At 72.3% G+C, this 12339-nt stretch carries 14 protein-coding genes; 7 read left to right on the top strand and 7 right to left on the bottom strand.

What is annotated here, in order from left to right; genetic code table 11:
* The first annotated feature begins 130 nt into the window (after window positions 1–130).
* Window positions 131–757, top strand: a complete 627-nt coding sequence (locus tag ACFW3D_RS41265) for an isochorismatase family protein (protein WP_500513561.1) — start codon at window positions 131–133, stop codon at window positions 755–757.
* A gap of 69 nt (window positions 758–826) precedes the next feature.
* Here ACFW3D_RS41265 and ACFW3D_RS41260 read toward each other — a convergent pair whose 3' ends face one another.
* Complete coding sequence (locus ACFW3D_RS41260) at window positions 827–2008, bottom strand: alpha/beta hydrolase family protein (protein WP_500513560.1); 1182 nt, start codon at window positions 2006–2008, stop codon at window positions 827–829.
* Window positions 2009–2311: 303 nt separating this feature from the next.
* Here ACFW3D_RS41260 and ACFW3D_RS41255 point away from each other — a divergent pair, with 303 nt between their 5' ends.
* Window positions 2312–2788, top strand: coding sequence for a MarR family winged helix-turn-helix transcriptional regulator (locus tag ACFW3D_RS41255; RefSeq protein ID WP_500513559.1), 477 nt, complete (start codon window positions 2312–2314; stop codon window positions 2786–2788).
* A 29-nt stretch (window positions 2789–2817) separates the two neighbouring features.
* Here the strand turns inward: ACFW3D_RS41255 and ACFW3D_RS41250 are convergent, their stop codons facing one another.
* Window positions 2818–3597 (bottom strand): SDR family NAD(P)-dependent oxidoreductase, encoded by a 780-nt coding sequence (locus tag ACFW3D_RS41250; RefSeq protein WP_500513558.1) that lies wholly within the window; start codon window positions 3595–3597, stop codon window positions 2818–2820.
* Between the two features lie 171 nt (window positions 3598–3768).
* Here ACFW3D_RS41250 and ACFW3D_RS41245 point away from each other — a divergent pair, with 171 nt between their 5' ends.
* Window positions 3769–4272 carry a winged helix-turn-helix transcriptional regulator gene (locus ACFW3D_RS41245; RefSeq protein ID WP_500513556.1) on the top strand — a complete coding sequence of 168 codons (504 nt, stop codon included), beginning with the start codon at window positions 3769–3771 and terminating at the stop codon, window positions 4270–4272.
* Between the two features lie 97 nt (window positions 4273–4369).
* Entirely contained in the window at window positions 4370–4912 is a 543-nt protein-coding gene (locus ACFW3D_RS41240; RefSeq protein WP_500513554.1) for a DUF302 domain-containing protein, read from the top strand.
* Between the two features lie 39 nt (window positions 4913–4951).
* Here ACFW3D_RS41240 and ACFW3D_RS41235 read toward each other — a convergent pair whose 3' ends face one another.
* The 3 genes from ACFW3D_RS41235 to ACFW3D_RS41225 form a co-directional block, all read right to left on the bottom strand.
* Complete coding sequence (locus ACFW3D_RS41235) at window positions 4952–6460, bottom strand: FGGY-family carbohydrate kinase (protein WP_500513553.1); 1509 nt, start codon at window positions 6458–6460, stop codon at window positions 4952–4954.
* 85 nt (window positions 6461–6545) lie between these two features.
* A complete protein-coding gene (locus ACFW3D_RS41230) occupies window positions 6546–7517 on the bottom strand; it encodes a PASTA domain-containing protein (RefSeq protein ID WP_500513552.1) in 972 nt (323 codons plus the stop codon).
* 225 nt (window positions 7518–7742) lie between these two features.
* Entirely contained in the window at window positions 7743–8108 is a 366-nt protein-coding gene (locus ACFW3D_RS41225) for a DoxX family protein (RefSeq protein WP_500513551.1), read from the bottom strand.
* A 169-nt stretch (window positions 8109–8277) separates the two neighbouring features.
* Here ACFW3D_RS41225 and ACFW3D_RS41220 point away from each other — a divergent pair, with 169 nt between their 5' ends.
* The 3 genes from ACFW3D_RS41220 (at window position 8278) to ACFW3D_RS41210 (ending at window position 11011) form a co-directional block, all read left to right on the top strand.
* On the top strand, window positions 8278–9027 hold the full coding sequence (locus tag ACFW3D_RS41220) for a lysophospholipid acyltransferase family protein (protein ID WP_500513550.1): 750 nt from the start codon (window positions 8278–8280) through the stop codon (window positions 9025–9027).
* Between the two features lie 68 nt (window positions 9028–9095).
* Window positions 9096–10748 carry an AMP-dependent synthetase/ligase gene (locus ACFW3D_RS41215; protein ID WP_500513549.1) on the top strand — a complete coding sequence of 551 codons (1653 nt, stop codon included), beginning with the start codon at window positions 9096–9098 and terminating at the stop codon, window positions 10746–10748.
* A 140-nt stretch (window positions 10749–10888) separates the two neighbouring features.
* Complete coding sequence (locus ACFW3D_RS41210; protein ID WP_500513548.1) at window positions 10889–11011, top strand: hypothetical protein; 123 nt, start codon at window positions 10889–10891, stop codon at window positions 11009–11011.
* On the opposite strand, the gene ACFW3D_RS41205 is transcribed toward ACFW3D_RS41210, so the two are convergent.
* A complete protein-coding gene (locus ACFW3D_RS41205; protein ID WP_500513547.1) occupies window positions 11001–11729 on the bottom strand; it encodes a DinB family protein in 729 nt (242 codons plus the stop codon). The genes ACFW3D_RS41210 and ACFW3D_RS41205 overlap by 11 nt on opposite strands.
* A gap of 156 nt (window positions 11730–11885) precedes the next feature.
* Window positions 11886–12339, bottom strand: a 454-nt coding sequence (locus ACFW3D_RS41200; protein ID WP_500513545.1) for a C40 family peptidase, incomplete at its 5' end; no start/stop codon positions are given.

Here is a 12339-nt window from a genome sequence, read left to right as displayed (position 1 = left end):
CTTCACAGCCGCCCGCCGAGGCCGCGCCGACTGCGGTTGCGTCGCGCCGGGGGGCGAGTTAGCTTCGAAGGTAGTCACCTATTTTGACTATTTTGGATGGTTCCATTCCCCGACTGCAGGAGTGTGCAGCATGTCGGACAGCAAGTTCCACGAGTTCCTGACCCCCGACAACAGCGCGCTGGTCCTGGTCGACCACCAGGTGTGCCTCTACAGCGGTGTCCGGGACACCGACCTGCTGGAGCTCAAGCACAACGTGGTGGCCCTGGCGAAAGCGGCACAGGTCCTCCGGGTCCCCACCGTCGTCACCACCACCTCCGCGGAGAGCCTGTGGGGCCCGCTGATCGGTGAACTGGCCGACGCGCTCCCCGACACGGTCAAGGTCATCGACCGGAGCACCGTCAACGCCTGGCACGACGACCGGGTACGTGAGGCCATCACGTCCACCGGTCGCCGCAAGCTCATCTTCACGGGCATCTCCCTGGAGGTGTGCGCGTCGCTCCCCGCCATCGCGGCCGCCGCCGAGGGGTACGACACCTACGTGGCGCTCGACGCGTCCGGAACGTTCTCGAACGCCAAGCGGGAAGCGGGCCTCATCCGGCTCCAGCAGGCGGGCGTCATCGTCAGCGACTACGCCACGCTGATGGTCGAGATCCTCGGCGACAACGCCGCACCCGAGGCGGGCCGGGTGTACGAGGCCCTCGACATGCCGTTCGCCGTCCTCGTCGGCCAGATCTCCGCGGCGTACGGCGGCAGGTGACGACTCGCAACCCGGCGCCGGGACCCCGCGGTCGGCCCCGGCACCGGGTTGCGGCGCATGCGGCCCCGGTCAGCGGCCCCTCGACAGCCGCAGCCGCTCGTCCAGCCAGGCACGGGTCACGCCCCAGGCGTGTCCGTCCGGGTCGATGACGTCGAAGTGGTCCGATCCGGGCGACATGACGAGCGTGACGTCGGCCCCCTTGGCCATGGCGGCCTGCGCATAGGTCTGCGCGTAGGCCGGCGGGATCACCTCGTCGGCCGAGCCGTGGACGACCAGCATCGGGACCGGTACCCCGCCCTCGGCGAGTTCGACGGGGGAAGCGACCGCGTACCGGTCCGCGTGCTCGGCGGCGCTCCCGCCGAGCAGCAGCCGGGTGATGCCCTTCCCGGCCTGCGCCGCCACCGCGGGCCACACGCCGGGGTGGGACGGCGGCGGCGCGTTGGGCGGGACGTCGGCGCCGGAGTCCGTCAGTCCCTCGCCGAGCGCGACCGAGTCGGCGTGGACCAGGTCGAGGACCCCAGCCAGTGACGCCACCGCGATGGGCTCGACCTTGGGATGCGCGCCGGGAACACCGTCCGGCTGCGCGGAGCGGTGGGCGACCCAGGCGGCCAGGTGACCGCCCGCGGAGTGCCCGACCACCAGGACACGGCCGGTGTCGAGCGCCGGGTCGAGGTCCGCGACGGCGTCCACGGCCGCCGCCATGTCGTCGAACGTCCCCGGCCAGCCACCGCCGGGCTCGCCGATCCTGCGGTACTCCACGTTCCAGACGGCGTAGCCGCGCGACACGAGGTCCTCGGCGAGCGGTACGACCTGCCGGCGGTCGAACATGGCCGTCCACCAGCCGCCGTGCACCAGGACCACGACAGGGAAGGGGCCCTCGCCCTCGGGGAGGTACAACTCCCCGACCTGGGACGGCTCGGTGCCGTAGGCGACGGTCCGCACGGCCCGGGGACCGTCGGCGGCGTCGTCGTAGCGCACACCGCTCTCGGCGCTGACGAGTTCGTCGATCGTGGCGAAGAACGCGGCGATCTCGGGGAGGTTGGCCCCCTTCGCACGCGACTCGTCGAAGGCCAGGGCGTCCGTCCACTCGACGACGTCCAGCCAGGTGTCGTCCGCGACGCGGACGAGGCGTGCGGTCACGAAGCCCCGGCGGTCCTTGCGGAAAGCGGACAGCATGCCGGAGCGCGCCGACAGCATGTCCGACGTCCGGTCCGGTGCGACGACAAACGTGGTCAGCTCGATCACAGACATCCACGGCTCCTGACGGGTGGTGTGCGGAAACGCATTTGGTGAGCAAACTTGATAGTCACTGATCTTGACTACCAACCTTAGGCGTCCCCGGGGACGGCTGCAAGCTCGGGCGGAGCGGCGACAGGTGCCGGGGCGCGGGGCGGCCGTGGGCGGCGGGGCGCGGGCGGGACGTCGGCGGCGGGGCGCGGGCAGGACGTCGGCGGCCAGGGACGGCGCCCGGCGAGGTCACGCCACTACGATCGACCTTAGTGAGGGACACGAGACGCAGAGGGGTGGCCGGACGTGCGGCGCAGTGAACGGAAAGTGACGGATCCCGATGTCGGGATCATGTCCGCACGCCTGCTCTTCTCGGTCCAGAAGGAACTCTTCGAGAAGCTCGCCGAGCAGGGCCATCCCGAGCTGCGCCCCCAGCACGGCACGGTGCTGGGGTACATCGACGAAGAGGGCAGCCGGGCGACCGAGTTGTCCCGGCTGTCGGGCACCCACAAGCAGGTCATCGGGAATCTGATCGACGAACTCGAGGCCCTGGACTACGTGGAGCGCCGCCCGGATCCGAGCGACAGGCGCGCGAAACTGATCGTGCCCACCGCCCTGGGGCGCGACCAGATGCGCAAGTCCGACGCCATCATGGCCGCCATCGAGCAGCGTCACGCGGAGGAGGTCGGCGAGCGGGAGTACGCACGCTTCAAGGCCGCCTTCCGGCGGATCACCACGCTGCAGACGGAGCAGTTCGACGAGGCCGCCGCACCGCGCAGGCGCCGCTCCGCGACCGGGGACTGACGGACGAACCCGGCCCGGCCCGGCGGGGCCTACAGGCGGGCGGTCATCCCGCCGTCTATCGCGAGCGCGGCTCCGGTGATGAACCCGGTTTCGTCGCTCAGCAGGAACGCCGCGAACGCGGCGATCTCCTCCGGCCGGGCCATCCGGCCCAGCGGGTGCATCGCTTCGGCCGAGCGCCAGGCGTCCTCCGGGGACACACCGAGGTCGGCCTGCGCCAGGGACCGCGTGAGCGGGGTGTCGACGCCGCCGGTGATCAGGGCGTTGACCCGGACGCCGGCCATGGCGGCGTCCAGCGCCGCCGACTGCGTGAGCCCTATGACGCCGTGTTTGGCGGCGTTGTAGGAGGCCCTGTTCGGGTAGGCGGCCACACCGCAGACGGAGGCGTTGTTCAGGATCGCGCCTCCGCCGCCCGCCTGGAGGGCGGGAATCTCGTGCTTCAGGGCGTAGAAGACGCTGGTGAGGTTCAGCTCCAGGTCCGCGTGCCAGGCGCCGCTGTCGACATCGGTGACCGGGCCGTCCGCGGTGGGGGCGCCCGCGTTATTGAAGGCGCCGTCGAGCCTGCCGTACCGCGACAGCGCCTGGTGGACCACCTCCGCCGCGTCGGCCTCCACGGTCACGTCGGCGCGCACGAAGACGGCCTCGCCCCCGGCGGCGCGCACATCGGCCACCAGGGCCTCGCCGACCTCCCGGCCGCGGGCCGCGAGGACGAGCTTCGCACCCTCGCCGGCGACGCGCTCCGCGGTCGCCCAGCCGATGCCGGAGGTGGCTCCGGTGATCAGGATGACTTTCCCTGCGAAACGCGCGTACACGATCACTCCCTCGGCCAACCGCATGCGACGCCCCCTGCGTCCCGCCCCAGCCGGGGCGGTTGCGGATGGTAATCAACCTTGACTGTCAGAATTCATACCATTCAGCGTAAATCGTCCCATGTCCGGCAGCAAAGGCCGTAGGCTTGCGTCAAGCAAGTCAGGAGGTACGGCATGCCCGGTCCCCGCCGCGGAACGGCCGATGGACCATGCCCGATCGGCCGGGCCGCCGACGTCCTGGGCGACCGGTGGACGCTGCTGATCATGCGCAACGCCACCGGCGGGACGGCGCGGTTCGACGAGTTCAAGGCCGAGCTGGACATCGCGGACAACGTCCTGGCCGACCGTCTGCGGCAGCTCGTCGGGGCGGGACTGCTCGCACGCATCCCCTACCGGCCCGAGGGCGGCGGCCGGACCCGCGACGAGTACCGGCTGACGCCGGCGGGCGAGGACCTGCTGCCCGTCCTGCACGCCCTGATGGTGTGGGGGAACACCCACAGCGAGTCCGCGTCACCCACGCGGCCGATGCGGCTCGTGCACAGCGCCTGCGGGCAGTCGATCGAACCCGGCCGCCGCTGCCCGCACTGCCGGCGGCCGGTGCCTCGCACCGAGACCGCGTGGATCAGGCCCTGGCAGGGCGACGCCGCCCAGACGCTCGGCGCCGCCGCGACCCCGTGAACCGCCCTCACGATGCCCGAAATGCTGGCTTTTGTTGCGAAAGCCTGTTGTGCGCCCTAGGCTGGCTCTTGCAAGGAAAGCCAGAAGGGAGCAGGTCATGGTCCACCACACCACGACGACGCACCCCACGATCCGCGCGGTGTCCCGTTCCGTCACACGACTGGAGATCGCGGTCGGAACCGACTACGAGCGGTTCCGGGCCCGCTACGAGCAGGCCGTCCCTCCGCTCGACTACGGACGCACCTTCGAGCTGGTCACCGAGCGGGCTCCTTGGAGCGCGGTGCACCGGCTCGCGGACGAGGGTGCTCCACTGGGGTTCATGATCTACTGGAAGTTCGAAGCCCAGCCGCTGTTCGGCGTGGCCGGCGACCAGGCCCGCTGCACCGAGTACCTGATGGGCAATCACATCATCGCCGAGCGCATGTACCGGCACGACGCCGGTGCCCTGATGTACGCGCCCCTGCGCACGACGATCCACGAATCCCCCTCGGGTGAGGCGGTGTTCGCGATCGACCGCCCCAGCGACACGGTCACCGCGCTCGGCCGGTCCGAGATCACCGAAGTCGGGCGCGAGCTGGACCGGAAGGTCGGCGCGCTGCTCGCGCATCTCGGTGTCCCCGTGCCCGATGAACTGACCTGACCGGGCGACGCCCATCCGTCAGCAGGAGGCGCCCGCCCGTCATGAGGACGCACGGCCGCTCCCGGCGCTCCCGGCGCGCGCGGCCTCGCGCCGGAACCGGGCGAGGGCGTGGACCGCGCCCCGGGTGGCCGGGTACAGGTCCCGGTACAGGCTGTGCAGCCCGTCGTACACGGCGCTCGCCGCCGGGTCGGGGACGCACCGGTCGCGCACCGGGTTCCACGCCGCGGTTGCCCCTTCGCCCGCCAGACGGGCGGCGAGCCGGGCGGCACCGTAGGCGGCGCCGACCGTGACGGCCGGGATGTCCTGGGGCAGCCCGGTGACGTCGGAGACGATCTGCGTCCACAGCCGGCCCCGGGTACCCCCGCCGACCGCGACGACCCGTTCGATGCCGGCGCCGGCGTGCCGCATCGCCTCGACGTTGTGGCGTACGCCGTGCGCGGTGGCCTCCAGCGCGGCCCGGTAGAGGTCGCCGCGGGTGTGCTCCACGGTGAGTCCGGCGATCACCCCGCGGGCGTCGGGGTCGGCGACCGGGGTCCGCTCGCCGGCGAAGTACGGGAGCATCGCGAGACCGCGTGCGCCGACGCCGCTGTCCGCGGCCTCCGCCAGCAGGGCCGCGTGGTCGGGTGCGCCGAACAGGCCGCGCAGCCAGTCCGTGACGGCTCCGGAGGTGGCCATGCCCCCGGCGAGGGACCGGGTGCCGGGGTGGGCACCGACGGTGCTCCACAACTCGGGCACGCGCAACTGCCCGGTGACGGTGGCGATGAGGAACATCGTCGTGCCGTACATGAGCATCAGGTCGCCCGGCCGCGTCGCGCCGACGCTGACCGCCTCGGCCCAGGCGTCGACGGTGCCGGTGAGGACGGGCGTGCCCGGCGCGAGCCCGGTCCCGGCCGCCGCCCCGGCCGTCACCGTCCCGGCCGGCTCACCGGGCCAGCGCAGCTCGGGCAGCTCCGCGTGCGGCCACACCGCGTCCACCCAGGGGCGGTACCAGTCCTGCGCCCGGGTGTCGTAGAAGGGGACGGACTGACTGGCCGAATGGTGGTCCAGCACGTATGCGCCGGTGAGCCGGTGGGCGAGGAAGGAGGCCGGCATGAACAGCCTCCGTGCGGCGGTGAACACCTCCGGCTCGTGCTCGGCCACCCAGGCCACCTTCGGCCCCACCGCCTGCGTGGACAGCACGCTGCCGCACCGGTCGAGAACGGCCTCGCGGCCGAGTTCGGCGTCGAGCCGGGCGATCTGCGCGACGGCCCGCGTGTCCACGCCGTAGAGCACGGCCGGGCGCAGCGGCCGGTTCGCGCCGTCGGCCAGCGCGACGCACGGGCCCATACCGCTGACGCCGACGGCGTCCACGCGCGGGCCACCGGACAGCAGCTCACGGGTGATGCCGCAGAACTCCTGCCACCACACCTCGGGGTCCATCTCCACGTGTCCCGGTCCCGGACGCGAGACGGCGTGCGTGCGCACAGCGGTCGCGATCACCGCGCCGGAGGCGTCGACGAGGACGCCCTTGCTGCTGGATGTGCCGATGTCGACACCGAGGAAGGCCATGTCTGCATGTCACCACACGGGTGGACCGCGACGCCGGACAAGCGGTCGCAGAGGGCGCCGACGCGCCCCCTGCGACCGCGCGCGCTCAGTAGTTCCAGCGGTTCACACTGCCCTCGTCACGGCAGGAGATCATGCGGCCGTTGGCGGCGTGCGTGGAACGGCCCACGTCCGCGGCCCGGCAGAACTGGCCCGCGTTGTAACAGTTCCCGGAGTTGGAGACGATCTCGCACGTGGAGGTGGTGTCGCCGCTGCCGGCGGAACCGTTTCCGGAGCTCGGCGCCTGCTCGTCGCGGACCGGCGGCGAGTAGTCCGGGTCGTTCGTCCGGTCCTTGTAAGTGCCCTTCTTGGCCGGACACGTCCCGTCCACCAGCCACAGCGTCACCTCTGGATCGCCCTTGACCCGCGTCGCGGGGCCGGGGGTCTGGAAGCAGACCTTCCAGGCGTCGTACTCGCCTTCCTCCGCGGAGACGTCGTCGACGTCCTCGTCCGCGTAGGCGGCCTTGAGGGTGACGCCCCCGTCGGTCACCTTGCCGATGGCCGCCAGGGCCCTGTCGTAGCTGCGGCCGACGACCGCCGGCATGGCCGGCCACGGGATCGGGCCGCCGTCCGCCTTCGGGCACGGGGCGTCGCCGGGCACCGTGGCGAAGTCGACGCTCCGGTAGGTGACCTTCTCGAAGCACACCGTCCAGTCATCGCCAGGAACGGCATCCCCGTTGCTCGCGTCATGGGCCGAGACCGTGTAGCCGTGCTTCCGGGCGACCCGCTCCGCCGCGCCGAGCGGGCTCTTCACCTGACTGGTCATGGCCGCGGGCGCCACGGTCGCCGTGACCGTCACCGTAGGCGTCGGTTGGGGTTTCGCGCTGCTCTCGGTGTCCCCGTTGGCGGTGACGGCACCGCCGCATCCGGCGCCGAGCACGAATATCAGGGCGCCGATACCGATGCGCTTGAACCACTTACGCCTGCCCGAGGTGTCCGTGGGACCCGGGGAACCCGGGGGCCGGGCCTGTGGCGGGGACTGCCATCCGGCGCCCCAGGGCGCCGAGTTCTGCGGGTTCACGAGCGTTCCTTGCCGGCGGTTCCGACGGGTGCGGCGATTCCGTCGCACCCGTCTGCTGGATGGTGAAGACGTGGTGGACTTCACCTGAGATTGCGGGAGATTATCGGATCAACCGCCTTGCGTGAACGCTTTTACGGGATTTCGCGGGCATGGTCTCCGGGCGGACGGGACGCCGCGGACCCGGCGGCGCCGGACGGCGTCAGGGTCCGCTGGGCGTGGCGAGGTTCACGGCCACGTCGTCCCAAGCACTGCCACCGCGACGGCGGTCAGCAGCAGGACGACGTTGAGACCGATCTGCCGGGCCTCCCCGCGGGAGACGTGGAGCACGATCCCGCCGACCTGGATCAGGACGAGTCCGATCGCCGCGGCGACGGCCGGCCACGGTGCGATATCGGTCAGCGGCGGCAGGATCAGGCCCGCCGCGCCGAGGACCTCCGCCGTCCCGATGAACCTGACGAGCGGCATGGGAACGCGGTCGACCCAGCCCATCATGGGGCGGAGCCGTTCCCGGCTCTGCGCGACCTTCTTCCCACCCGCGTAGCGGTAGAACACCGCCGGCAGCACGGCGACGACCTCCCGGGGCCGGGGCAAGTTGATCGTTGCGCCATGCAGCAATTAGGCTCTTGCGCGCTCAAGTAAATTGTCGGCCCCTGTCTAACCGGGACCGCCGACGACACCGACACGCCACCGGTCTGCCACGCACCGGGGAACGACAGGACGAGCGGCCCGACGGCGCCGCCCGAGCAAAGGAGAACCCGGGGTGACCGGCAGATCGCACAACCCGTACGGCTTCTGGTACCGGCTGGCCGCGGCCATCGCGAAGCCCGTGCTGTTCGTCCTCGTCAGACACCGGTGGCGCGGGCACGAACACATACCCGCTGAGGGCGGCTTCATCACCGCCGTCAACCACATCTCGTACTTCGACCCGCTGACCTACGGGCACTTCCAGTACAACAGCGGCCGCCCGCCGCGGCTGCTCGCCAAGGCGTCCCTCTTCAAGATCCCCTTCGTGGGCATGGTGCTGCGCAAGACCGGCCAGATCCCCGTCCACCGCGGGACCGCCGACGCCGCGACCGCGCTCCGGGACGCGATCGCCGCCGTCGGCAGGGGCGAGTGCGTCGCGGTCTACCCGGAGGGCACCGTCACGCGTGACCCGCAGTTGTGGCCGATGACCGCCAAGACCGGAGCGGCGCGCATCGCGCTGACGACCGGCGCGCCCGTCATCCCGGTCGCCCAGTGGGGCGCCCACCGGATCGCGCCGCCGTACGCGAGCGGCGGCCGGGGCAACCGCCGTGTGTGGCTGGTGCCCCGCCAGACGGTGCACGTCGTGGCCGGACCGCCGGTCAACCTCAGCCGCCACCTCGGCAAGGACATCACCCCCGACGTCCTGAAGGCCGCCACCGAGGACATCATGGCCGCCATCACCGCGCTCCTCGCCGACATCCGCGGTGAGGAGCCGCCGGCCGAACGCCACTCCATGCGGCGTTCCGCACGGCAGCACGCCGGATAGCCGTCCCTCCGCCGCGGGCGGGCGGCGGGTCACAGCGCCTTCCAGTTGTCCGAGATGCGAGGAGTGGCATGTCCTTAGGTCACGACGGCCCGATGGCCGGCGTCACGAGTCTGTGCGACGCGTTCCAGGGAACGGTTCGCGAACGGCCCGGCGAGGTCGCGCTGACCGATGCCGCCGGCACCACGGCGCTGACGTGGGCGGAGTGCGCGGCCGAAGTGGAGCGGCTGGCGGGCGGGCTGGCGGCGCTGGGCGTCGGCCCGGGCGACACCGTCGCGCTCCTGATGCGCAACCGGCCGGAGTTCACCCTGCTGGACACGGCCGCCATGCACCTGGGCGCGGTGCCGTGGTCGGTGTATCCGACGTCGTCGCCCGAGCAGGTCGGGTACATGCTCGCGGGGGCGCGGACCCGCGTCGTCCTCGGGGAGCGCGATCTGCTGGCGCGTGCGGGTGAGTTGACCCGGGACACACTCGTCGAGCACGTGGTCCCGGTCGACGCGCTCGACGCGTTCCCCCCGGCGCCGGCCGGGTTCGACTTCGAGGCGGCGTGGCGCGCGGTGGACGCCGCCTCGGCACTGACGATCATCTGGACGTCCGGCACCACCGGCGATCCCAAGCCGGTCGAACTCAGCCACGGCGCCATGACCTCGATGCTGACCGCGCTGACGGATCTCGCCGGCCTCGAGCGCGGCGGGCGCGTCGTGTCGTACCTGCCGTCGGCCCACGTGGCGGACCGCTGGATGGCGCACTACTGGTGGATGGCGCTCGGCATGCGGGTCACCTGCCTCCCGGAGGGCGGCCGCATCACGGAGGTGCTGCCGGAGGTCCGCCCGACGTTCTGGGGCTCCGTTCCGCGGGTGTGGGAGAAGCTGCGCGCGACCCTGGAGTCCCAGGGCGTCGACCCGTCCCGCCTCACGGCCGACGAGGCCGCCGCCGTCCGCAGGCGCGTGGGCCTGGACCAGGCGCGGTTCCTCGTGGCCGGTGCGGCCCCGCTGCCCGTCGCCACCCTGCGCTTCTTCGGCGATCTCGGCCTGCCGCTGACGGAGGTGTGGGGCCTGTCGGAGACCTGCGGTGTGCTGACGGCGAATCCTCCGGGGGACCGCCGCGCGGGCACCGTCGGCGTCCCGCTGGACGGCGCGCGGGTGCGGCTCGCGGAGGACGGGGAGGTGCTCGTCCGCGGACCCCAGTTGATGACCGGATACCGGCAGCGGCCGGACCTCACGGCGCAGGCCGTCGCTGACGGCTGGCTGCGCACCGGCGACCTGGGCGTGCTGGACGGGGACGGTTACCTGACGATCACCGGCCGCAAGAAGGACATCATCATCAACACCGCCGGCAAGAACATGTCGCCGGTGGCGATCGAGGCGGCCCTGAAGTCCGCGGGCCCGCTGATCGGCCAGGCCTGCGTCATCGGCGACGGCCGGCCGCACAACGTGGCGCTCCTGGCCGTGGACCCGGACGCCGCGGGCGCGTGGGCGGCCGCCCGGGGAATGCGGGAGACCGGCTACCGGGAGATCGTCACCCACGAGGACCTCGCGAAGGCGGTCGAAGCGGAGGTGTCGGCGGCCAACGAGCGGCTGTCCGGGGTGGAGCGCGTCAGGCGCTGGCACGTGACGGAGGCCGACTGGCTCGCCGACAGCGACGAGCTGACCCCCACGATGAAGCTGCGCCGCTCGCGGATAGCCCTGAAGTACGCGGAGATCGTCGACGGCCTCTACCGCTGACGGGCGACGGGGCCGCCGCCGGGACACGGTCGAGTGGCCACGGCGGCGGCCCCGTCGTGAACCCGCCGCACGGACGGGCTTCAGCCGCGTCCCCGCGCCCGCGCGGGGGTGCGCGGGAGGTGCCCGCGGCGGTGGGCGCCATGATCGAGCAGCCCGCGCCTCCGCTGCGCGTGCCGGCCGCAGCGCCCGCCGAGCACGTCCTGCGGGCCCGCAGGCAGGCGCCGGAGCACGATCCCTTCCTCGCGGCGCGGATCAACCAGTGAGCGCGCCGGAGGCACCCTTCGCCCGCCACAGGTCGCGGAGCAGCGCGATCTCGGCCATGTGGTGGATGAGTTCCAGGTTGGCCCCCGCGACCACGCTGACGAAGGGTTCGTCGGGGTCGGAGCCGTAGGGGTACTGCGAGAAGCCGATCGTGTCGAGCTGTCCGTCGGTGACGGCGGAGACGCTGTCGCGCCAGCGGTCGGCCACGGCCCAGAAGCGGTCGAGCGCCACAGTCGCGGAAGGCGTGAAGTCGACCAGCAGTTTCGGCTCGTGCCGCCGCTCGCCGAAGGTCCACTCCCATCCGCCCGCGAAGCAGAAGTGCAGGTGTCCCAGGCGCCAGGCGATGGTCGTGACCGGTGATTCGTCGGGCTCCACCGGACCGGTGTGGGCCAGGACCTGCTGGACCCGGGCGACGCTCACGCTCCAGTCCTCGGCGATCTTCTCGACGCTCATGCCGCCGGCGGCCTGCCGGGCGACCTCGGCGTACTCGCCGGCCGGGATGTCCGGGGCACCCAGGTCGAGCACCCACTCCCCCGGCCCGAAGGCCCGGGGCGTCGTCGCCTCGTCCCGGCGCCGGATGGACCAGCAACCGGGGACCGGCTCCCACAGGTACTCCTCGTCGCCGAGGCCGGCCAGCCGTACCCGTGCCATCTCACTGGCGTGGTCGAACTGCTCGAGCAACAGGCCCAGACGGCCGGTTCGCGCGCCCTCTGTCGCCATGTGAACCGCCCCCTTCGTAGTGGAGTCCCCCACCTGGCTCCGTCCACGCGGACGGTAACGGGCCACCGCACGGAGGGCGAACGGATTTCCCGCGCGCGAGGCCCCGAGGAACGCCGCTTGACAGGGTTTCGGCCTCCCGTGCTCCGCGCTCCGCGCTCAGATCCGGACGCCGAACTGGAACGGCATGTTGTTGATGGACTCGAAGCGCACGAACGTGCCGGTGCGCGGCGCGTGCAGGACCAGGCCGTTGCCCGCGTAGAGCCCCACGTGGTGCAGGTCGCCGTAGAACAGGACGAGGTCGCCGGGCATCAGCTGGCTCATCGACAGGCGCGTGCCCGCGTTGGCCTGCAACTGCGAGGGCCGCGGTATGCCGGCGCCCGCCTGCGCGTAGGCCCAGGAGGTGAGGCCGGAGCAGTCGAAGGCATTCGGGCCCGACGCACCGAATACGTACGGCAGGCCGACCCTGGTCTTGGCGGCGGAGAGGGCCGCGGCGGCCAGCGAGGAGGCGGGCAGGTCGTTGCCCAGGTCCACGCGCTCGTTGGAGCGGTTGGCGCGGCTCTCCGCGGCGGCCAGGGACGCGCGCTGGGCGGCGGTCAGCGAGTTGAGCAGC

Origin of the sequence: Streptomyces sp. NPDC058864 (assembly GCF_042742985.1) — a bacterium.
Taxonomy (GTDB): Bacteria; Actinomycetota; Actinomycetes; order Streptomycetales; family Streptomycetaceae; genus Actinacidiphila.
Note: the sequence above shows the minus strand (reverse complement) of the source record. Positions and strands in the feature narration are given on the sequence as shown.

Bases quoted from the DNA above. Each gene is read 5' to 3' on its own strand.
- ACFW3D_RS41265 (WP_500513561.1), top strand. From the start codon at position 131: ATGTCGGACAGCAAGTTCCACGAGTTCCTGACCCCCGACAACAGCGCG.
- ACFW3D_RS41260 (WP_500513560.1), bottom strand. From the start codon at position 2,008: ATGTCTGTGATCGAGCTGACCACGTTTGTCGTCGCACCGGACCGGACG.
- ACFW3D_RS41245 (WP_500513556.1), top strand. From the start codon at position 3,769: ATGCCCGGTCCCCGCCGCGGAACGGCCGATGGACCATGCCCGATCGGC.
- ACFW3D_RS41240 (WP_500513554.1), top strand. From the start codon at position 4,370: ATGGTCCACCACACCACGACGACGCACCCCACGATCCGCGCGGTGTCC.
- ACFW3D_RS41235 (WP_500513553.1), bottom strand. From the start codon at position 6,460: ATGGCCTTCCTCGGTGTCGACATCGGCACATCCAGCAGCAAGGGCGTC.
- ACFW3D_RS41215 (WP_500513549.1), top strand. From the start codon at position 9,096: ATGTCCTTAGGTCACGACGGCCCGATGGCCGGCGTCACGAGTCTGTGC.
- ACFW3D_RS41210 (WP_500513548.1), top strand. From the start codon at position 10,889: ATGATCGAGCAGCCCGCGCCTCCGCTGCGCGTGCCGGCCGCAGCGCCC.
- ACFW3D_RS41205 (WP_500513547.1), bottom strand. From the start codon at position 11,729: ATGGCGACAGAGGGCGCGCGAACCGGCCGTCTGGGCCTGTTGCTCGAG.